This window comes from Neoroseomonas alkaliterrae, from assembly GCF_014199195.1.
Lineage (GTDB): Bacteria > Pseudomonadota > Alphaproteobacteria > Acetobacterales > Acetobacteraceae > Neoroseomonas > Neoroseomonas alkaliterrae.
In genome coordinates, this window is sequence record NZ_JACIJE010000001.1 from 173,414 (window position 1) to 193,807 (window position 20,394).

Sequence of the window (20,394 nt, forward strand, 5' to 3'; positions counted from 1 at the left end):
ACGCATGGCGCGCCCCTCACAACGCGCGGCGGCCCGGTCATTCGATCAACACCCCGTCCTGCGCGCCCGCTTCCATCAGCCAATGGAAGAAGGGCTCGGCGAGGGTCGCGAAGACCGTCAGTTCGAAGACAGGCGCCTCATCCGTCTGATGGATGAGGCAGCCGACATGCGCGATCTGCGTCGCCGCCGCGCGGCCCGGCCCGAAGGCCCGCGGGTGCAGGTCCAGCCGGCACCCGCGCGCGAGCACGCGCCGCGCCGCAGGGCCCGAGACGGCGATGGTCGTGCGGCCGTGGCTCTGGTCGGCCACCGCCGCCAGACCCGCGAAGGCCGCCGCCGCCCGCGCCGCGAGCGCGCCCTCCATGCCGCGCGGCGCGGCAAACAGCCAGTGCCCGGGCTGGATCCAGACGGCCGTCGCGTCGGGGGCCGCCGCCGCCTGTCCGGCAGGCGGCAGGGCGAGGCCGAAGGCCGCGCGGGCCGCCTCGGCCAGGGCATCCTCGCGCCCGCGCCGCGCCATCACCTGCACCATGTCGCGCCGCGGCAGGGTCACGCGCAGCGGCGCATCGCCGGGCGCGCCGTGCCGTCCCGGCGTGGCGCAGGCGGCCAGCGGATGCGTCGGCTCAGGCGCGGACACGGATGTTCTCCGGGTCATGCATGTGCGGGCTGACCACCCTCATCCGGACCTCCTCGCCCATCAGGGGATTGGCGGCGATGACTTCGCTGCCCATGCGCGCCTCGCCTTCGCGCAGGAGGCCGAGGCCGATCCAGCCCGGCTCCACCACCGATCGCGTCGCGCTGGTGATCCATCCCTCGCTGCGCCCCTTCCCGTCCGGCAGCAGCAGATGCGATCCGGCCCGGATCTGCCGCGAGGGATCAACGCTGCGCAGGCCAACCAGGCGCGGCCGGGACGGATCCGTGAGTCCCGGCCGCTGCGCCAGGACGCGGCCGATGAAATCGCCCTTCTTCTTCAGCATCCGCCCGAGGCCGAGATCCTGCGCGGTGGTCTGCCCGTTCAGCTCAGGCCCGGCGACATGCCCCTTCTCGATGCGGAGCAGGCCGAGCGCCTCCATGCCATAGGGCTCGATGCCGTGCGCCGCGCCCGCTGCCATCGCCGCCTGCCAGACATGAGTCGCGTAACCGGCAGGCATCGCGATCTCATAGGCCAGCTCGCCGGAGAAGGAGATGCGGAACAGCCGCGCCGGGACGCCCGCGGCGGTGCAGTCGGCCACCGCCATGAAGGGGAAGGCCTCGTTCGAGAGGTCGATCCCCTGCACGAACCCGGCGACGACCTCGCGCGCGCGCGGCCCGGCGATGGCGATGGCCGCCCATTGGTCGGTCACGCTCGCGAGGCTGACATCAAGCTCCGGCCAGGCACTCGCGAGGTGGAATTCGAGATGCTGCATCACCGGCCCGGCCTGCGCCGTCGTGGTGGTGACGAACCAGCTCTCGGGGCCGATGCGGCTGGTGGTCCCGTCGTCGAAGACGATGCCGTCCTCGCGCAGCATCAGCCCGTAGCGCGCGCGGCCGACAGGCAGCGTCGAGAAGGTGTTGGCGTAGATACGGTCGAGGAACGTCGCCGCATCGGGCCCCTCCACCAGGATCTTGCCGAGCGTCGAGACATCGCAGATGCCGACACGCTCGCGCACAGCGCGCGCCTCGCGCAGCACGCTCGCCCAGGCATCGGCATCCTCCTTGCGCGGGTAGTATGCCGGGCGCTTCCAGATCCCCGCATCGAGCCAGACGGCGCCGAGCGCATCGTGCACGGCATGCAGCGCCGTGCGCCGCGTCGGCTGGAAGTGACGGCCGACGCCTTCGCCCGCCATCGCCCCCCAGGCGATGGGCGCGGTGTAGGGGCGGAAGCGCGGCAGGCCGACGCGCGCCACCGGCTCGCCGCGCGCCTCGGCCAGAACCGCGGCGCCGACGATGCCGCCGCTCTTGCCCTGGTCCGTGCCCATCGCGTGCGTGGTGTAGCGCTTGGCGTGCTCGATATGGCTGAAACCCTCGCGGTGCGCGAGGCGCATGTCCGCCGCCGTCACGTCGTCCTGCAGGTCCACGAAAGCCTTGCCGCGGCCCTTCACCTCCCACAGTGCGAAGGGGCGGCAATCCGCCGCCGGCGCCTCGGGCAGCGCGAAGGAGGGGGACGCGGCGAAGCCTGCCGCCTCGGCTGCCGCCCGGCCGGCCGCCGCGCCATCGGCCGCCGCCGCGGCGATGCCGTGCACGCCACGGCAGGCGCCGGCGCTGCGTTCGCGCTGGACCGGCGCGCCGGGGATGAAGGCGAGCAGCGCCTCATCCCAGACCAGCGGCGCACCCGACATGCTCGCGAGATGCACCGCCGGATTCCATCCGCCCGAGACCATCAGCAGATCGGCGGCGAAGGCATCGCCGCGCCCCGCCGCCCCCACGCGGCGCACCGACACGCCGCGCAAGGCCGCATGACCGACCGTGCCGCAGACCTCGCTGCCGGCGCGGACATCGAAGCCCGCCTCCCGCGCGCGCTGCATCGCCGCACTGTCCTGGCGCGGATCCACGATGGCGACGATGCGCGCCCCCGCCTCGGCCATGGCGTGCGCGGCCTCATAGGCGCCGTCATGCGTCGCGAAGAGCACCGCGGCCTCGCCCGCGCGCACGCCATGGCGGCGCGCATAGCCGCGCGCTGCGCCGGCCAGCATCACGCCGGGCCGGTCGTTGCCCGGGAAGGCGATCAGGCGCTCATGCGCGCCGGTCGCCAGCACCACCTCGCGCGCGCGGATGGTCCAGGCGCGCTGGCGCGGCAGGTGCGGCGGCGGTTCCGGCAGATGGTCCGAGACGCGCTCCACCGCGCCGAGAACGCCGTGGTCGTAGAAGCCGAAGACGGTGGTGCGCGGCATCACCGTGACCTCGGGCATCGCATCGAGCGCGGCGAGGGCCGCGCGCCGCCAGCCCTCCAGCGCCGGCTCGTTCAGCAGGTCGCCGCCGGGCAGGGCATCCTGCTCGGCCAGGATCACCCGCGCGCCGGCAGCGCCCGCCGCGCGGGCCGCCGCGAGGCCGGCCGCGCCCGCGCCGACCACCAGCACGTCGCAATGGGCGTGCGCGGCCTCGTAGCGGTCGGGATCCGGCAGGCCCGAGGCGCGGCCGAGGCCCGCCGCGCGTCGGATCATCGGCTCATAGACGCGCTCCCACCACGCGGCGGGCCACATGAAGGTCTTGTAGTAGAAGCCGGCGCCGAGCCAGGGGGCGAGCAGCCCCGCTGCCGCCATCCAGTCGAAGGCGAGCGAGCCGCGCCGGTTCTGGCTCTGCGCGACGAGCCCGTCGAACAGTTCGATGACGGTGGCGCGCGTGTTCGGCTCGCGCCGTGCGCCCTCGCGCAGCTCGACCAGCGCGTTCGGCTCCTCGACCCCGGCAGAGAAGATGCCGCGCGGCCGATGGTACTTGAATGATCGCCCGACCAGCCGCACGCCGTTGGCAAGCAGCGCAGACGCCAGCGTGTCGCCCGGATGCCCCTCGTAGCGCCGCCCGTCGAAGGTGAAGGCGAGCCGCGTGGCGCGGTCGATGTGGCCGCCGGTGGGAAGGCGATGGGGCTGGCTCATGCCGGCGGCACCTCCAGCGTCCCGGTCGCGGTGACGACGGCGCGGATCTCGTGCGTCACGGTGTGGCGCAGCACCTTGAGGAAGGCGCGGCAGCCCGCCGCATGCTGCCACCATTCCACCTGCCAGCCGCGCGGATTGGTCCGCGTGTAGAGGTAGTCATGGAAGGCGGCGATGTCGCCATCCGCGCCCGGGCGGGTCACCGTCGCGTCGCCGCGGTAGCTGAACTCCGCCTCGTCGCGCGCGCCGCAATGGGGGCAGGGGATGCGCAGCATGCTACTGCGCCCAGAAATGGGGCCCGTTGCCCCGCTCGTCGAGCATGCGCCCCTCGCGGAAGCGGTCGAGCGTGAAGGCCGCGTTCAGAGAGTGCGGCTCGTCCTTCGCGATGGTCCAGGCGTGGCACCATCCCGAGGCCGGCGTCGCCTTGAAGCCGCCATAGCACCAGCCCGCGGTCATATAGAGGCCGCGCACCGGCGTCCGGCAGATATAGGGCGAGCCATCCGGCGTCATGTCCATCACCCCCGCCCAGGAGCGCAGCCCGCGCAGCCGCCCCAGCGCGGGGATCATGCTGACGCCCGCGGCATAGACGTGCTCGGCTTCCGGCAGCGTGCCGCGCTGGCCGTAGGAAGGATAGCCGTCCAGCCCCCCGCCGAAGACCAGCCCGCCCTTGTCCGACTGGCTGATGTAGAAATGGCCAGCGCCAAAGGTGACGACGCAGTCGATCAAGGGCTTCAGCCCCTCGCTGACGAAGGCCTGCAGCAGATGCGTCTCGATCGGCACGCGGAAGCCGGCCATCGCGGTCAGCGTGCTGGTATGGCCCGCGACGGCGAGGCCGACCTTGGGCGCGCGGATCTCGCCGCGCGTGGTGCGCACGCCCTGGATGGCGCCGCCCTCCAGGATCATGCCCGTCACCTCGCAATGCTCGATGATGTCCACGCCGCGCGCATCGGCGGCGTGCGCGAAGCCCCAGGCCACGGCGTCGTGCCGGGCGGTTCCGCCCCGCCGCTGCAGCAGCCCGCCCATCACCGGGTAGCGGCCGTTGTCGAGGTCCACGAGCGGGCACATCGCCTTCACGCCCTCGCGGTCGAGGATCTCGGCGTCGATCCCGTTCAGCCGCATCGAGTTGCCGCGGCGCATCGCCGCATTGCGCTGCGCATCGTTGTGGAAGAGGTTGAGCACGCCGCGCTGGCTCATCATCACGTTGTAGCCGAGCGACTGTTCGAGCCTTTCCCACAGCTTCAGCGAATGCTCGTAGAAGTTGTTGTTCTCGGGCAGCAGGTAGTTGGAGCGCACGATGGTCGTGTTGCGCCCGGTATTGCCCTGGCCGATCAGCCCGCGCTCGAGCACCGCCACGTTGCGGATGCCGTGCACCTCGGCGAGGTAGAAGGCGGTGGCGAGACCATGACCGCCGCCGCCGACGATAATGACGTCGTAGGACGGCTTCGGGTCGGGCTTGCGCCAGGCCTCGCGCCAGCCGCTGTTGCCGCGCAGCCCCTCGAGCAGAATGCGGAAGCCCGAATACCCCGCCATCGCCACCTCTGCCGCCTTGCGGGGAAGGTTACGCAGCAATGACAAGGACCGGCAAGGTTCCAGGGTGCGCTGCAGCGGCGCCATGACACGGAACCGCAATGCCACGGTCACACCAGTGTCGCGGCCGCGAGGCTAGGGACCGGGAGAATCAAATCACGGGAGTCCGCCCATGCGCCGCCTTGCCCTGCTCGCCTGCGCCCTGATCGGCCTCGCCCCGGCGGCCGAGGCGCAGCAGCGCACCCGCCTGACCGTCTACACGGCGATCGAGAACGAGCAGCTCGCCCCGTTCAAGCAGGCCGCGGAGGCCGCGCTGCGCGACATCGAGATCGCCTGGGTCCGCGACAGCACCGGCATCATCACCGCCCGCCTCATCGCCGAGCGCCAGAACCCCCGCGCCGACGTGATCTGGGGCCTGTCCGTCTTCTCGCTGCTGCAGATGGAGGCGCTCGACATGCTCGAGCCCTACACGCCGCAGGGCGCGGAGGCGCTGCGCGCCAACATGCGCTCCGACCGCAGCCCGATGACTTGGACGGGCATGGACGCCTTCGTCTCCGCGATCTGCTTCAACACGGTGGTGGCGCAGCAGCGCAACCTGCCGCGGCCAACCACGTGGAACGACCTGCTGAACCCCGCCTTCCGCGGCCAGGTTGTGATGCCCAACCCGAATTCCTCGGGCACCGGCTTCCTGACGATGGCCGGCTGGATCGGCACGCGCGGCGAGGCGGGCGCCTGGGACTTCATGACCCGGCTGCACGAGAACATCCAGGTCTACACCCATTCCGGCTCGGCGCCCTGCAACAACGCCGCGCGCGGCGAGTTCGCCGTGGGCATTTCCTTCGACATGCGCTCCGTCACGCTGCGCAACCAGGGCGCGCCGATCGAGATCATCGTGCCGAGCGACGGCGTCGGCTTCGACCTCGAGGCCACCGCCATCCTGCGCGGCACGCGCAACCTCGCCGCAGCGCGCAGGTTGGCCGATTTCGCGGTCTCCCGCCCGGCGATGGAACTCTATGGCCGCTACTACGCACTGCTCGCCCTGCCGGGCGTGGAGCCGACCGTCCGCAATTACCCGGCCGACTTCGCGGAGCGTCTGGTCAGCGCGGATTTCCGCGCCATCGCCACGCAGCGCGAGAGGCTGCTGCGCGAATGGGCGCAGCGTTTCGACGGCAAGTCGGCGCCGAGGAACTGAGCGGCGGCGCGGGCGGCGAAGGTGACAATGGCAGCGCCGCCGGATGCGGCGGTGGCGGCCCGGCCGGCATCCAACGCCGCCGCCGCCCCGTATCTCGAGGTGATCGAGGTCGGCAAGCAGTTCGGGACCTTCGTCGCGCTGCACCGCGTGAACCTGAGCGTGCAGCCGGGCGAGTTCGTCACCTTCCTCGGCCCATCGGGCTGCGGGAAGACGACGCTGCTGCGCGGCATAGCCGGGCTCGATCCGCCGACCAGCGGGCGGATCCGGCAGGCGGGGCGGGACATCACCTTCCTGCCCCCTGCCGAGCGCGACTTCGGCATCGTCTTCCAGTCCTACGCGCTGTTTCCCAACCTCAGCGTCACGCAGAACGTCGCCTATGGCCTGCGCGGCCCGGCCTGGCCGAAGGCGCGCGCGCGGCAGCGGGTGGCCGAGCTTCTCGATATCGTCGGCCTCTCCGATCAGGCGGCGAAGTATCCCGCGCAGCTCTCCGGCGGGCAGCAGCAGCGCGTCGCACTCGCCCGCGCGCTGGCGAATGAGCCCGGCCTGCTGCTGCTGGACGAGCCCCTCTCCGCCCTCGATGCCATCGTGCGCCAGCACCTGCGGCAGGAGATCCGCTCCCTTCAGCAGCGGCTCGGCGTGACCACCGTGATGGTCACGCACGACCAGGAGGAGGCGATGGGCGTCTCCGACCGCATCGTGGTGATGGCGCGCGGCCGGATTGAGCAGATCGGCACGCCCGCCGAGGTCTATGACGCCCCCGCATCCCCCTTCGTCGCCGCCTTCATCGGCCATTCCAGCCGCTTCGAGGCGGTGGTGGATTCGCCGCCGGGCTTCGTTGTCGCGCGCGGGCACAGGCTCGCCGCGACGGCAGCACGTTCCCTGCTCTATGGCGCCCGTGTGACCGTCTTCATCCGGCCCGAGCATGTCCTTCTGCATCGCGCCGATGCCGCACCACCCGGCGCCCTGACGGGACGCGTCACCGCGCTCGAGTATCTCGGCGCGGTCTGCCGCGTGTCGGTCGAGGCGGGCGGGCTCCCTCTGCTCGCAGCGGTCGCGCCGCAGGAGATCGGGGCGCTCGGCGCCATGCCGGGTGGCGAGATCGCGGCCGTGCTTCCGGCCGACCGGCTGTTGGTCTTTCCCGCAGATGAGTGACGGCGCGCTGGCCGGCGCACCGATGCGCCCGCGCCTCTCGGCCGACCAGAAGGCGATGCGCGCATCCCTCGCGCTGGCGGTCGCCTTCCTCGCGCTGTTCCTGGTGATGCCGCTCGCGGCCCTCTTCCTGCGTGCCTTCGAGACGGCCGATGGCGGCTTCGCGGGCCTTGCGAATTTCCGCACCTATGCGACCACGCCGGCGCTGCTCGCCGCGGCATGGAACAGCCTCTGGACCGCGGCGCTGACAGCGGTGATCGTGGTGCCGCTGGCCTTTGCCTATGCCTATGCGCTCACGCGGTCCTGCATCCCGTTCAAGGCCGCCTTCCGCGCGGTGATGATGCTGCCGCTTCTGGCGCCGTCACTGCTGCCCGCGCTCGCCATGATCTACCTCTTCGGCAACCAGGGGATGCTGCGCTGGATGCTGGGGGGCGGCAGCATCTATGGGCCGATGGGGATCGTCGCCTCGCAAGTGTTCTACTGCTTCCCGGCGGCAGTGATCATCCTTTCAGTCGCGCTCTCCTCGGCCGATGCGCGGCTCTACGAGGCGGCGGCGGCGCTCAAGGCATCGCGCCTGCGCATCTTCCACACGGTCACGCTGCCGGGCTCGCGCTACGGCCTGGTGTCGGCCTTCGTCGTCGTGTTCACGCTGGTTGTGACGGATTTCGGCATCCCGAAGGTCATCGGCGGGCAGTTCCCGGTGCTTGCGACCGACGTGTACAAGCAGGTGGTGGGCCTGCAGGACTTCAACATGGGCGCGGTGGTCGGAATCGTGCTCCTGGTGCCTGCCGTCGGTGCCTTCCTGCTCGACCGCTGGGCGACGCGCCAGCGCGCGGCCACCTTCTCGGGCCGCGCGGTGCCGCTGCGCCCAGAGCCGCGCCCGGCGAGAGACCGCCCGCTGCTGGTGCTCTGCCTGGTGGTCGCGCTTCTGCTGCTGGGCATCGTGGGCGTCGCCGCCTGGGGGTCGCTGATCCGCTTCTGGCCCTACAACCTCGCGCTGACCCTCGACAACTACGACTTCGGCCGCTTCGATTCCGCCGGCTGGGGCTCGCTGTGGTTCTCGGTGCGGATGGCGGCCCTCGCCGCGGTGATCGGCACGGCCATCGTCTTCCTGGTGGCCTATGTGCTGGAGCGCGGCCCGCAAGAGGGCGCCCTGCCCGCCCTGACCCGCTTCGCCGCGACGGTGCCGCTGGCGGTGCCCGGGCTGGTGCTCGGCCTCGCCTACATCCTGTTCTTCAACCACCCGGCCAATCCGCTCGGCGTGCTCTATGGAACCACGGCGATCCTGGTGGTGAACTCGATCGTCCACTTCTACACCGTCGGCCACCTGACCGCGGTGACGGCGATCCGCCAACTCGACCCCGAGTTCGAATCGGTGGGCGCCTCGATGCGCGTCCCGGTCTGGATCACCTTCGGGCGCGTGACGGTCCCCATGTGCCTGCCGGCGATCCTCGAGATCGCCATCTACCTCTTCGTCAATGCGATGACGACCGTGAGCGCGGTGATCTTCCTTTACGGCCCCGAGACCAAGCCCGCCTCGGTCGCCGTGGTTCACATGGACGAGGCGGGCCAGGCCAGCGCCGCGGCGGCCATGGCGATGGCGATCCTGGGCGTGACCGTCAGCGCGAAGCTCGCGCAACTCGCGCTCGGCGCGCTGCTCGGGCGTCTCACCCAGCGCTGGCGGGGATAGCAGCGGGACGGGGCGCCGACCCCGAGCCCGCCATGCCCGCAGGGAAGCGACAGACGCCTGCCGCGTTCACCTTCGTGAACGCCGCGGCGTTCACGCGTTCCCGATCGTGAACACGGATGCCGCCCTGGCCGGCGCAAGGCCCTGATTCTCCGGCATTCCGCCACGGCTCCCTCCTGGCACGGCGCTTGGAGAGCGAAGGGCGATGTCCATCGCACCCGTTTTCCTCCTGGCGTTGCCGCTGGGGCTTGGCTTCGCCGCCGCCGCCGCGGTCCCGGCGATGCGTGGGCGGGGCGCGGCGCAGCTCGGCGCGGTCACCGCAGCGGTCGCGCTGCTCGTCTATCTCCTCGCCGCCCCCGGCGCCGCGGAACCCGAGGGGCTGCGTGCCGGCTTCTGGGCGGTGCCATCGCTCGGCATTGCCGGCGGCCTCCGGCTTGACGGCCTGTCGCTGGTCTTCGTCCTGCTCATCGCGGGCATCGGCGCCCTCGTGCTGCTCTATGCGGGGCGCTACCTGAAGGGCGATCCGCGGTTGCCGCGGCTGATCACGCTCCTGCTTCTCTTCATGGTGGCGATGCTCGGCGCCGTGACGGCGGACGATGTCGTCACGCTCTTCGTGTTCTGGGAACTGACGAGCCTCGCCTCCTTCTTCCTCGTCGGCTACGACCACGAGAAGCCGGGAGCGCGGAAGGCCGCCCTTCAGGCGCTGCTGGTGACGGCGGGCGGGGGCCTCGCGCTTCTCGCCGGGCTGATCCTGGCCGCGGTCGCCGCCGGGACCACGAGCCTGTCCGGCATCATCGCGGCGCGCGAAGCGGTGCTCGCCCACCCTGCCGCCGCTCCGGCGATGCTGCTGATCATCCTCGGCTGCTTCACGAAGTCGGCGCAGTTCCCCTTCCATTTCTGGCTGCCCAACGCCATGGCCGCGCCGACGCCGGTCAGCGCCTACCTCCATTCGGCGACGATGGTGAAGCTCGGCGTCTATCTCCTCGCGCGCCTCAACCCGATCTATCAGCACGAGGCGCTCTGGCAGGACGTGCTGACCACGGCAGGGCTGCTGACCACCGCGACCGGCGCGCTGATGGCGCTGCGCGAGAGCGACCTCAAGCGCGTGCTCGCCTGGACGACGGTGACCGCGCTCGGCACCCTCACCATGCTGATCGGTCTTGCACCGGCGCTCTCGGCCACGGCCGCCGTCACCTTCCTGGTGGTGCATGCGCTCTACAAGGCGGCGCTGTTCCTCGTCGCCGGCATCGTGGACCATGAAACCGGCACGCGCGACGCCGCCGCGCTCGGCGGGCTGCGCCACGCCATGCCGCTGACGGCCCTCGCCGCGGTTCTCGCCGCCTTCTCGATGGCTGGCCTGCCGCCCTTCGTCGGCTTCGTCGCGAAGGAGATCGTCTACGAGGCGAAGCTCGCCTCCGGCAGCCTCGCCGGCCCGGCGGCGATGGTGGGGTTCCTCGTCAATGCCGCCATGGTCGCGGTCGCGGGCCTCATGTCCTGGCGCCTCTTCTTCGGCCCTCGGCGGCCGACGCCGCAGGTCCCGCATGACCCGCCGAAATCCATGCTCGCCGGCCCCATCCTGCTCGCCACGCTCGGGTTGCTGGCCGGCGCCGCGCCCTCGCTGCTCGGCGAGTGGCTGGTGGACGGGGCGGTGGCCTCGATCCTCGGCGCGCCCGCTTCGGCACCTCTGAAGTTCTGGCATGGGTTCACGCCGGTCCTCGCGCTCAGTGTCGCCACCATCGGCTTCGGGCTTCTCCTGCTGATCCTGTGGGAGAGGCTGATGCCGCGCCTGCGGCGCACGGCCGCCCTCGACCGTCTCGACACCGCGCGCGGCTACGAGGCCGCCCTGGCCGGGATCGTGTCCTGGTCCGACGGCACCACCCGCACCGTGCAGCACGGCAGCCTGCGCGGCTACATGCGCGTTCTCCTGCTCACCTGCGCGCTGGTGCCGCTGGCGCTGCTCGCATGGCGCGGCGGCCTCGCGCGGCCGGAGGGCGCGCCGCTCGATCCCCGGGCGCTGGCCTTCCTGCTGATCGCCCTCGGCGCCATCGCCTGCGCGCTGGCGCGCGGCACCTTCGCCGCGGTCATGGCGCTCGGCCTGGTCGGCTTCGCGACCGCGGTGGTCTTCCTCACCTTCGGCGCGCCGGACGTGGCGCTGACGCAGTTCACCGTCGAGGTGCTGCTGGTCGTCATCCTCGCGACCGTGCTGATCCGCCTGCCCGTCCGTGCGCGCGACAGCCGCACCGCCCGCCAGCGCGGCGCCGACGCTGCCGTGGCGGGGGTGGTCGGCCTCTCGGTCACCCTCGCGCTCATGGCGGTTCTCGCCGAGCCCTTCGATCCGCGGCTGGCCGAATGGTTCGGGGCGCAGAGCGTCCCGGGCGGCCATGGCCGCAACGTCGTCAATGTCATCCTGGTGGATTTCCGCGCACTCGACACGCTCGGCGAAATCGCCGTGCTCGCCATCGCCGCCTTCGCGGTGCTGGCGCTGCTGCGCGGCACGAAGGCCGAGCGGCAGGCGGGGGGCTGAGACGATGGACGCGACCGTTATCCTGCGGGTTTCCGCACCGCTGCTGCTCTGGGTGCCGATGGCCCTGTCGCTCTATCTCCTCCTGCGCGGCCACAACGACCCCGGTGGCGGCTTCGTCGGCGGCCTCGTCGGCGCCGCCGGGCTGGTGTTCCACGCCATCGCGCGCGGCCATGCGGCGGCGCTGCGCGTCATGCGGTTGCCGCCCGCCTCCTGGTGCGGCCTCGGCCTGCTTCTCGCCGCCGCGAGCGGGCTGCTCGCCTGGCTGGATCCGCAGGCCGGCTACCTCACGCATCGCTGGTGGTTCGCGGATGTCGGCGTGACCCTGCCGATCGGCACCGCCCTTCTCTTCGACATCGGCGTCTATCTCGTCGTGGTCGGCACGATCACCGCCATGTCCTTCGCCCTGGTCGCGGAGGACTAGCCGATGGAGATCGCTCTCTCCGCTGCCATCGGCGTGCTTGTCGCCGCTGCCGCCTACCTGCTTCTCGCGCGCGATCTGCCGCGAGGGCTGATCGGCTTCGTGCTGCTCGGCACCGCGGCGAATCTCGTGATCTTCGCCGCCGGGCGGATCGGCACCATGACGCCGCCGCTGGTCGAGCCTGGCGCGACCGCGCTCGCCGCCGGCGCGGCGAATCCGCTGCCGCAAGCGCTCGTGCTCACCGCCATCGTGATCGGCTTCGGGCTCACGGCCTTCGCTCTGGTGCTCGTCATGCGCGCCCATGCCGCCTTCGGCAGCGCACGGTCGGAGGACATGGACGCGGCCGAGCCACCGGCGTGCACCGAGGCTGCGCCGGCGCCGCCCGAAACCGGTTTCGTGCGCCAGCCCGCCCGTGCCCCCGCCCGCCCGCTGCGGGAGGTGGTGTGATGCGCCAGGTCCTGCTCGCCGCACCGATCCTGATCCCGCTCGCGGCCTCGGCCGTCACGGCGCTGCTGTGGCGCCGCCCCATGGCGCAGCGCCGCATCGGTCTCGCCGCCGCGGTGCTGCTCCTGGCCGCAACGCTCGCGCTGCTCGCCGAGGTGGTCTCGGGCGGCATGCTCGTCGGGCGGATGGGCAACTGGCCGCCGCCCTTCGGCATCGCGCTGGTCGTGGACCACCTCTCCGCGGCCATGCTCGTCATCACCGGGCTGATGGGGCTTGCCGTCGCGGTCTACGCGATGGGCCCCGGCGCGCAGGAGCGCGACCGCGCAGGCTTCCAGCCGCTCTTCCACGCCCTGCTGATGGGCGTGACCGGCTCCTTCTCAACAGGCGACCTGTTCAACCTCTATGTCTGGTTCGAGGTGATGTTGATCGCCTCCTTCGGCCTGCTCGTGCTCGACCGCACGAAGGAGCAGCTCGACGGCGGCGTCCGCTACGTCATGCTCAACCTCGTCGGCACCACCTTCTTCCTCATCGCGGTCGGCCTCCTCTACGGCCTGACCGGGACGCTGAACCTCGCGGATCTCGCGCGCGTCGCGCCGGATGTCGGCAACCAGGGTGCGCTCGCGGCCGCGGCGGCGCTGCTGCTGATCTCCTTCGGCGCCAAGGCCGCCGTCTTTCCGCTGTTCAACTGGCTGCCGGCCTCCTACCATACCGCCTCCATGCCAGTGGCGGCCATCTTTGCCGCGCTGCTCACCAAGGTCGGCGTCTACGCCATCATCCGCGTCTTCACGCTGGTCTTCGCGCACGACCACGCCCTGTTCGGCCCCATCGTCGGCGTCATCGCGATGGCGACCATGGTGGTCGGCGTGCTGGGGGCGGCCGCGCATTACGACGTGCGGCGGATCCTCAGCTTCCACATCATCAGCCAGATCGGCTACATGCTGGTCGGCGTGGCGCTGATGACCCCGCTCGCGATCGCGGGCAGCGTGCTCTACGTCATCCACCACATCGTCGTGAAGGCGAACCTCTTCCTCGTGGCCGGCGCGATGCGCCAGGTCGGGGGCTCCTTCGCGCTGGCCCGCCTTGGCGGCCTCTGGGCCAGCCGCCCGCTGCTCGGCCTGATGTTCCTGGTGCCGGCGCTCTCGCTCGCCGGCATCCCGCCGCTCTCCGGCTTCTGGGGCAAGCTCGTGGTCATCCGCTCGGGCCTCGAGGCGGAGGCGTATCTCCTCGCCTTCGTCGCGCTCGCGGTCGGGCTGCTGACGCTCTATTCCATGATCAAGATCTGGAACGAGGCCTTCTGGAAGGCCGCACCCGAACCCGCGCCGCAGCCCGCCGCCTGGAGCCGCGCGCAGCGCATCGCGACCTTCGCGCCGATCCTCCTGCTGTGCGGCGTGACGCTCACCATCGGCCTCTGGACCGAGCCCTTCGCCGCCTTCTCCATCGCCGCGGCGGAATCGCTGCTCGACCGGGACGGCTACATCACCGCGGTGCTCGGCGCGCCGATGCCGCGCTTCGCGGAGGCCGTGCCATGAGGCGCGCCATCGCCTGGCTTCATGTCGCAGCCACCTTCGTCACGGAACTCGCGAAGTCCACCGCCGCGACCATCCGCGCCGTGCTCGGCCCGACGGAGAGGCTGCGGCCCGCGATCCTCGCCGTGCCGCTCGATATCCGGTCGGAGGCAGGCACCGCGCTGTTCGCGGACATGGTCACGCTCACCCCCGGCACCACGAGCCTCGACGTCTCCGCCGATGGTCGCACGCTCTATGTCCACGCGCTGCACGCCCCGGATCGGGAAGCCGCGGTCGCCGGCCTGAAATCCACGCTCGAGGCCCGCGCAAGGGAGGTCCTGCCATGACCGGCCTCATGACCTGGGCGGCGGCGCTCGCGGCCGCCATCGTCACCCTCGGCCTCGTCCCCGTCGCCTGGCGGCTGATCGCCGGCCCGTCCTCCGCGGACAGGGCGATCGCGACCGACATGCTGGGGCTGCTCGGCGTCTGCCTCGCCGCGCTCACCGCGCTGCTCGCAGGCCATGTCGCGTTCCTCGACGTCGCGCTCGGCATCGCCCTGGTCGGCTTCCTCGCCGCCGTGGCCTTCGCGCGGCTGCTCGAACGCGCAAGCGCGGCCGCCGCGTCGGAGCCGGCCGAATGAGGGCCGCGATGGAGATCCTCGCCGCGCTGCTGCTCGTCGGCGGCGCGGTGATCGTCGCGCTCTCCGCCCTGGGCGTGGCGCGGCTGCCGGATCCGTTCAGCCGGATGCACGCGGCCGCCAAGGCCGGGGTGGCGGGGGCGGGGCTGCTGCTGCTGGGCACCGGCCTCGCCTTCGGCACGACGGGCGCAATCCTGACTGCCGTGGCGGCGGTCGCCTTCCTCGTGCTGACCGCACCGCTCGCCTCGCACACGCTCGGTCGTGCCGCCTACGTCGCCGGCGCGCCGCTCGGCGCCGCGCGCGTGGCCGATGCGCTCGCCGGGATTCTCGACCGCCGCGTCTTCGACATCGATCCGGGCCGCACCGCGCGGCCGCGGAGCGCCCAGCGTCTCTCACCGAGGGAGGACTACGCCATGACCGCCATCCCCGAGTTCCGGCGGCCGGCCGATCAAGCCGGGCGCGATTCGGCTGCCCTCGAACCGGCGCCGGCGCGGCGCATCCTCTGCTGCCTCGTCGGCGGCGAGGCGCAGCGCGCCGCCACCGAGGCCGCGCTCGACCTCGGCCGGGCGACGGGCGCGCAGGTGACGGGCCTGTCCGGCGCCGGGCTCGAGCCGCGCGCATGGCGCGGGCCGCTGCCCATCGGCGGCAGCTTCTGGTCGGACTGGCTCACCACCCGCAGCCGCGCGCGCATCCGCCAGAACTGCGCGGAGGCGCTTGAGGAGTTCCAGTCCCTCACCGCCGGCGCGAGCGATCTCGATGCCGTCGCGCGGCACGAGGAGACGGGCGCGGCCGACTTCGCGAGGCTGCTGGCCGGGCAGGATCTCGCAATCCTGCCCGCCGGCGCCGGCCCGCACGGCATGCCGGCCGAACCGGGGGAGGAGATCGCGGCCTCGCTCGCCAAGGCCGGCGTGGTGCCGGTGCTGCGCGTCCGCCAATGGCCGGGCCGGGTGCGCGCGGTGCTGCTGGTGGTGGGCGAATCGCCCGCCTGCGGCGCGCTTGCGGCCGGCATGCTGCGCAGCGGCCTGTGGTCCACCGCCCCGGTCTCGATCCTGCCGGTTGCCGAGGAACGCCCCGGCGTCGTCGCGATGGTCGAGCAGCAGGCGGAGCTGCTGCGCCAGCACGGGCGGCGCGTCGCCATCCTGCCGGCCCTCGAGGCCGATTTCGACATCACGGAGGCGCGCCAGCTCCTCGCGCGCTTCGACGCCGCCGTGATGGCGCAGCTGTCGAGCCGCAACGGCGGCCTTCTCGACAGCCTGCGCCTCTGCGCCTTCGAGACCGTTGCGGACACGGTGCCGATCACGCTGCTGCCGTGACGCCCTTGCGGTGACGCCGCCGCGCCGGGCAGGGTCGTCCCCGATGAGGAGACCGACCCGGCGATGACGCCCGCCACCGAACGCCAGGATGCCGCACGGCGCCGCAGGCCGGCCCTGCCGCCCGCCCTGCGGATTCCCACCGCGGCGGGCGCCGTCGTCTTTGCCGTCGCGGTCGTGACGACGCAGATCGCCCTGCATGTCACGAACCGGCAGGCGGACCGGCAGCTCGAACTGCTCGGCCAGGTCTATCTCGACGGCATCGCCTCCAGCGTCCGCGGCGGGCTCGAGAGCGGAGACCTCGCCTACACCACCGAACGCCTTGCGCGCGCCTTCATCGAGCAGCGCGGCATCGCCGAGCGCGGTCTCTTCGCCTTCGCCGCCGACGGCAGGCTGATCGCGCGCCACGGCGATGAGACTCTGTCGGAAGCCGAGGCCGCCGCGCTGCCGCCGAACGGGTGGCGGCTGGACGACGACAAGAGCACCGCCTGGGCATCCCGCACCGTTCACGGCGCGGAGGGAGAGATCGGCCGCGTCGTCGCCGCGCTCGACATCGGCCCCATCCTCGCCGCGCGCAGGCGGCTGGCCTGGATGGTGGTGGCCGTGGATCTTACCCTCGCCGGGCTCTGCGCCCTGCTGACGTGGTTCGTCCTGTACCGGCTGGGCCAGCCCTTGCGCGTGCTGGTCGCGCAGCTCTCCGAGGGCGAGCGCCGCGCGCCCGCCCGCGTGCCGGACGCGGTGCTGGCCCGTGCGGATCCGGCGAGCGCCAAGGTCATCCTCGCCTACAACCGCATGGTCGAAGGCATGCGCGAGCGCGAGAGGCTCGCCGCCGAACTGGCCGACCGCGAGCAGGCCGCCGCGCTGGGGCGCCTCGCCGCGACCATCGCGCACGAGGTGCGCAACCCGCTCGGCGGCCTCGCCACCACGGTCTCCACCCTGCGCCGCTTCGGCGCGGACCCCGCGGTGCGCGAGGAATCGCTCGATTTCCTCGACCGCGGCATCGCCGCGCTGGAGCGCACCGTCACAAGCACGCTCGACTTCTACCGCCCGGAGGAGGACCGGCACCTCACCCGCCGCGACCTCGAGGACATGGCGGTGCTCCTCCGACCGGCGGCCCAGCGGCATGGCGTCGCGCTCGCCATCGAGCTCGACCTGCCGGAGGGGGAGGTCGCGCCCGGCGCGAGCGCGCTGCGCCAGGTGCTGCTCAACCTGCTGCTCAATGCCTGCGAGGCGACGCCACCCGGCGGCACCGTCGGACTGCGCGTGTGGCGCGAGGCCGAGGAACTCCTGTGCGAGATCAGCGACAGCGGGCCGGGACTCGATGCGGCACAGGCGACGCTCCTGACCGGGCAGGACGGCGCGCCGCCTGGCCGCGCGCGCGGGCTCGGCCTCGGCGTCGTGGTCGGGCTGCTCGGCTCGCTCGATGCGCGCGCCTCGGTGACCGAACGGCCTTCCGGCGGCACGGTGATCCGCCTTGCCGCGCCGCTCCGCGCCCGATCCGCCGCCGCGGAGACGCCGGCATGAGCGGAGGCCGCGTCGTGCTGGTCGTCGAGGACGATCCGGTTCTGGGCCCCGCGCTGGTGCAGCGGCTGCGCCTCGAAGGCTTCCGGCCGCGTCTCGCGACGACCGGGGCGGAGGCCCTGCGGGAGGCGGCCGGACTGCGCCCCGATGCCGTCCTGAGCGACATCCGCCTGCCCGACATGTCGGGCGAGGAGGTGTTCCGCCGGCTGCTCGCAGAAGTTGGTGCGCTGCCCGCCTTCTTCATGACGGCCTTCGGGGAGGTGGCGCAGGCGATCCGCCTCGTCCGCGCCGGCGCGCAGGACTACCTGACCAAGCCGGTGGACGTGGACCGCCTGATGGCGGCGCTGCGCGATGCCCTGGCGACGGCATCGCCCACCGGTGGAGCTCCGGCGTCGGAGCTCGGAGTCTCGCCGGCCATGCGCGCCGTGGAGGCGACGTTGCGCAAGGCCGCGCGCGTGGATGTGCCGGTGGTGCTGACCGGGGAGACCGGCGTGGGCAAGGAGGTCGCCGCGCGCTTCCTGCACGCGGCATCGCCGCGCGCGGCCCATCCCTTCGTCGCCGTGAACTGCGCTGCCATCCCGCGCGAGCTCGCGGAGAGCACGCTGTTCGGCCACGAACGCGGCGCCTTCACCGGCGCGGTCGCGCGCGGCACCGGCCTCGCGGAGCGTGCCGGCGAGGGCACGCTGCTGCTCGACGAGATCGCCGAGCTGCCCGCCGAACTGCAGCCGAAACTGCTGCGTCTCGTGCAGGAGCGCCGCTTCCTGCCGGTCGGCGCCGCGGCCGAGCGGCCCTTCGCGGCCCGCATCGTCTGCGCGACGCATGCCGACCTCGCGGAACGGGTGCGCGCGGGCGCCTTCCGCGAGGATCTGCTGTTCCGCCTCAACGTCATCTCGGTGACGATCCCGCCGCTGCGCCGGCGGCAGGAGGATCTGGAGCCGCTGGCCCGGCGCTTCGTCGCCGAGGCGGCGGCGCGCTTCGGCCTCGGGCCGCGGCGCCTCACGCCCGCCGCGCTGGCCTCGCTTGCCGATCACGACTGGCCGGGCAATGTGCGCGAGCTGCGCAACCGCATCGAGCGCGGCGTCGCGCTCGCCGAGGGCGAGGATGTCGGGCCCGGCGATCTCTTTCCTGAACTCTCCCTCGACCGCGAGGACGGCCCCGTTCCGCCCTCCGGCACCACGCTGGACGCCGCGCTCGGCGAGGCGATGCGCGCGGCCATCCTCGATGCGCTCCGCCTTTCGGGCGGCAGCCGGGCCGGGGCCGCGCAGCGGCTCGGCATCTCGCGCACCACGCTGTGGAAGCGGATGCGCGAACTCGGCATCGGGCAGGAGTGCTGAACGGGCGGCAGCGGCGAACCGGCCCGCTTTCGCGGCGTGCCGCCTCGCGCTTGTCCGCTGCGCGCGACGGTGCTTTCGTTCCGCAATACGAGGTTCGGGAATTGCAAGGCCCTGGCTGCGCCACCCAGCCCCGGCGAGAACCCGCGCGAGGAGACGATCATGCACGCGCCGCATGTCGCGGAGTTCGAGATCACCCCGGGGTTCTTGCTGGCGCCGCGTGACGCCGGCCCGCAAACGTCCGGTGCCTGGCTCCTCACGGGCACGCGCTGCCGCGTGGCGTTACCCGCTCACGCCGCGCCTGCCGCCAGCACGGACGCATCCGCCGTGCGGCCGACGCCGGGCGCTGCTTCCATGCCCGGCAACCGGCCCGCTTGACCCTGCGATGGTGCCGCTGCTGACGGGCCTGAGGGTCCTCGACCTCACCAGCATCATCTACGGGCCGCTGGTCGGTCAGGTGCTCGGCGATCTGGGCGCCGAGGTGATCAAGGTCGAACCGCCGGAGGGCGAACTCGCCCGCGCCATCCAGCCGCGCGGCCCGCAGGGCGACAGCGCCATGTTCGTCTGCAACAACCGCAACAAGCGCAGCATCGCGCTCGACCTCAAGGCCGAGGCGGGGCGCGAGGTCTTCACGCGGCTGCTGCGCTGGGCGGAGGTCTTCGTCCACAACATGCGCCCCGCCGCGCTCGATCGGCTGGGATTCGGCTTCGCTGCCGCCGCGGCGATCAACCCGGAGATCATCTACTGCGCCGCGGTGGGCTTCGGCCGCGGCGGGCGCTATGCAGGCCGCCCGGCCTTCGACGACGTGATCCAGGCCGCGGGCGGCATCGCCGCGCTGCCCTCCTATCGCGGCGAGGATCCCGCCTATGTGCCGGGCGTCGTGGCCGACAAGGTGGCGGCGCTGACCGCGACCTACGGCGTGATGGCCGCGATCGCCGCGCGGGCCCGCGGCCGCACCGGGCCGATCGAGGTCGAGGCGGCGATGTTCGAATCCGTCGTCGCCTTCGTGCTGAACGAGCATCTCGCCGCCGCGGCCTTCGGCGGGCCGCCGCAGGCCGCGGGCTATCACCGCATGTTCGCGCCCGACCGCCGCCCCTACCGCACGCGGGATGGCTGGATCGCAGCCCTCCCCTACACCGAGCAGCAATGGCGCCGCGTGCTCGAGTTCACCGCGCGGCACGACGTGCTCGACGCTCCCTGGTTCGCCGATCCCGGCGAACGCAGCGCCCATATCGCCGAACTCTACGCCGTGCTCGCGGAGGAGATGGCGCAGCGAACCACCGGGGAATGGCTGCGCGTGCTGCAGGATCTCGACATCCCGCATGCCCGCGTCAATCGCCTCGAGGATCTGCTGACCGACCCTCATCTGCAGGATGTGGATTTCTTCGCGCCGAACGGCAGCGGCCTCGCGCGCTCGGCCCGCCAGCCCGTCGTCTTTCCTGGCCTGCCGGTGCAGCCGGATCGGCCCGCGCCCGCCCTCGGCGCGGATACCGAGGCGGTTGCAGAGATGCTCGGCTACGACGCGGCGGCGATCGCCGCGCTGCGCGCCCGCGGGGCCTTCGGCCCGGGCGGCTGACCGGCGCTCCGCG

The 20,394-nt window shown here is 72.6% G+C and carries 17 protein-coding genes; 13 read left to right on the forward strand and 4 right to left on the reverse strand.

All coding sequences use genetic code 11. From position 1 onward, the window contains the following. Positions 1 to 37: 37 nt before the first annotated feature. From FHS88_RS00855 to FHS88_RS00870, 4 genes are read right to left on the reverse strand one after another with little or no spacing between them, the layout of a single operon-like run. Positions 38 to 631 (reverse strand): sarcosine oxidase subunit gamma family protein, encoded by a 594-nt coding sequence (locus FHS88_RS00855; RefSeq protein WP_184480358.1) that lies wholly within the window; start codon positions 629 to 631, stop codon positions 38 to 40. Then, positions 618 to 3,563 (reverse strand): sarcosine oxidase subunit alpha family protein, encoded by a 2,946-nt coding sequence (locus FHS88_RS00860; RefSeq protein WP_184480360.1) that lies wholly within the window; start codon positions 3,561 to 3,563, stop codon positions 618 to 620. Before FHS88_RS00860 ends, FHS88_RS00855 begins: the two co-directional genes overlap by 14 nt. Beyond that, positions 3,560 to 3,835, reverse strand: coding sequence for a sarcosine oxidase subunit delta (locus tag FHS88_RS00865; RefSeq protein WP_184480362.1), 276 nt, complete (start codon positions 3,833 to 3,835; stop codon positions 3,560 to 3,562). The genes FHS88_RS00860 and FHS88_RS00865 overlap by 4 nt, the downstream gene beginning before the upstream one ends. 1 nt (position 3,836) lies before the next feature. Continuing rightward, on the reverse strand, positions 3,837 to 5,090 hold the full coding sequence (locus tag FHS88_RS00870; protein ID WP_184481274.1) for a sarcosine oxidase subunit beta family protein: 1,254 nt from the start codon (positions 5,088 to 5,090) through the stop codon (positions 3,837 to 3,839). A 169-nt stretch (positions 5,091 to 5,259) separates the two neighbouring features. On the opposite strand from FHS88_RS00870, the gene FHS88_RS00875 reads away from it, so the two are divergent. The 13 genes from FHS88_RS00875 (at position 5,260) to FHS88_RS00935 (ending at position 20,381) form a co-directional block, all read left to right on the forward strand. After that, on the forward strand, positions 5,260 to 6,279 hold the full coding sequence (locus FHS88_RS00875) for a putative 2-aminoethylphosphonate ABC transporter substrate-binding protein (RefSeq protein ID WP_184480364.1): 1,020 nt from the start codon (positions 5,260 to 5,262) through the stop codon (positions 6,277 to 6,279). Between the two features lie 27 nt (positions 6,280 to 6,306). Then, positions 6,307 to 7,431 (forward strand): ABC transporter ATP-binding protein, encoded by a 1,125-nt coding sequence (locus FHS88_RS00880; protein WP_184480367.1) that lies wholly within the window; start codon positions 6,307 to 6,309, stop codon positions 7,429 to 7,431. Continuing rightward, positions 7,424 to 9,118, forward strand: coding sequence for a putative 2-aminoethylphosphonate ABC transporter permease subunit (locus FHS88_RS00885; RefSeq protein WP_184480369.1), 1,695 nt, complete (start codon positions 7,424 to 7,426; stop codon positions 9,116 to 9,118). The genes FHS88_RS00880 and FHS88_RS00885 overlap by 8 nt, the downstream gene beginning before the upstream one ends. A 202-nt stretch (positions 9,119 to 9,320) precedes the next feature. Then, positions 9,321 to 11,639 carry a hydrogen gas-evolving membrane-bound hydrogenase subunit E gene (gene mbhE, locus FHS88_RS00890; protein WP_184480371.1) on the forward strand — a complete coding sequence of 773 codons (2,319 nt, stop codon included), beginning with the start codon at positions 9,321 to 9,323 and terminating at the stop codon, positions 11,637 to 11,639. Positions 11,640 to 11,643: 4 nt separating this feature from the next. Next, a complete protein-coding gene (locus FHS88_RS00895) occupies positions 11,644 to 12,060 on the forward strand; it encodes an MnhB domain-containing protein (protein WP_184480373.1) in 417 nt (138 codons plus the stop codon). Positions 12,061 to 12,063: 3 nt separating this feature from the next. Beyond that, a complete protein-coding gene (locus FHS88_RS00900; RefSeq protein ID WP_184480375.1) occupies positions 12,064 to 12,504 on the forward strand; it encodes a sodium:proton antiporter in 441 nt (146 codons plus the stop codon). Then, complete coding sequence (locus FHS88_RS00905; RefSeq protein ID WP_184480377.1) at positions 12,504 to 14,030, forward strand: Na+/H+ antiporter subunit D; 1,527 nt, start codon at positions 12,504 to 12,506, stop codon at positions 14,028 to 14,030. The genes FHS88_RS00900 and FHS88_RS00905 overlap by 1 nt, the downstream gene beginning before the upstream one ends. Next, positions 14,027 to 14,353: a Na+/H+ antiporter subunit E gene (locus FHS88_RS00910; RefSeq protein WP_184480379.1), complete on the forward strand. Its 327-nt coding sequence runs from the start codon at positions 14,027 to 14,029 to the stop codon at positions 14,351 to 14,353. The genes FHS88_RS00905 and FHS88_RS00910 overlap by 4 nt, the downstream gene beginning before the upstream one ends. Further along, positions 14,350 to 14,646, forward strand: a complete 297-nt coding sequence (locus FHS88_RS00915) for a monovalent cation/H+ antiporter complex subunit F (protein ID WP_184480381.1) — start codon at positions 14,350 to 14,352, stop codon at positions 14,644 to 14,646. Before FHS88_RS00910 ends, FHS88_RS00915 begins: the two co-directional genes overlap by 4 nt. Further along, positions 14,643 to 15,956 carry a cation:proton antiporter gene (locus FHS88_RS00920; protein WP_184480383.1) on the forward strand — a complete coding sequence of 438 codons (1,314 nt, stop codon included), beginning with the start codon at positions 14,643 to 14,645 and terminating at the stop codon, positions 15,954 to 15,956. Before FHS88_RS00915 ends, FHS88_RS00920 begins: the two co-directional genes overlap by 4 nt. A 63-nt stretch (positions 15,957 to 16,019) precedes the next feature. Further along, positions 16,020 to 17,477, forward strand: coding sequence for an ATP-binding protein (locus FHS88_RS00925; protein ID WP_184480385.1), 1,458 nt, complete (start codon positions 16,020 to 16,022; stop codon positions 17,475 to 17,477). Further along, entirely contained in the window at positions 17,474 to 18,808 is a 1,335-nt protein-coding gene (locus tag FHS88_RS00930; RefSeq protein WP_184480387.1) for a sigma-54-dependent transcriptional regulator, read from the forward strand. Before FHS88_RS00925 ends, FHS88_RS00930 begins: the two co-directional genes overlap by 4 nt. A gap of 382 nt (positions 18,809 to 19,190) precedes the next feature. Next, positions 19,191 to 20,381: a CaiB/BaiF CoA transferase family protein gene (locus FHS88_RS00935; RefSeq protein WP_184480389.1), complete on the forward strand. Its 1,191-nt coding sequence runs from the start codon at positions 19,191 to 19,193 to the stop codon at positions 20,379 to 20,381. Positions 20,382 to 20,394: the final 13 nt, after the last annotated feature.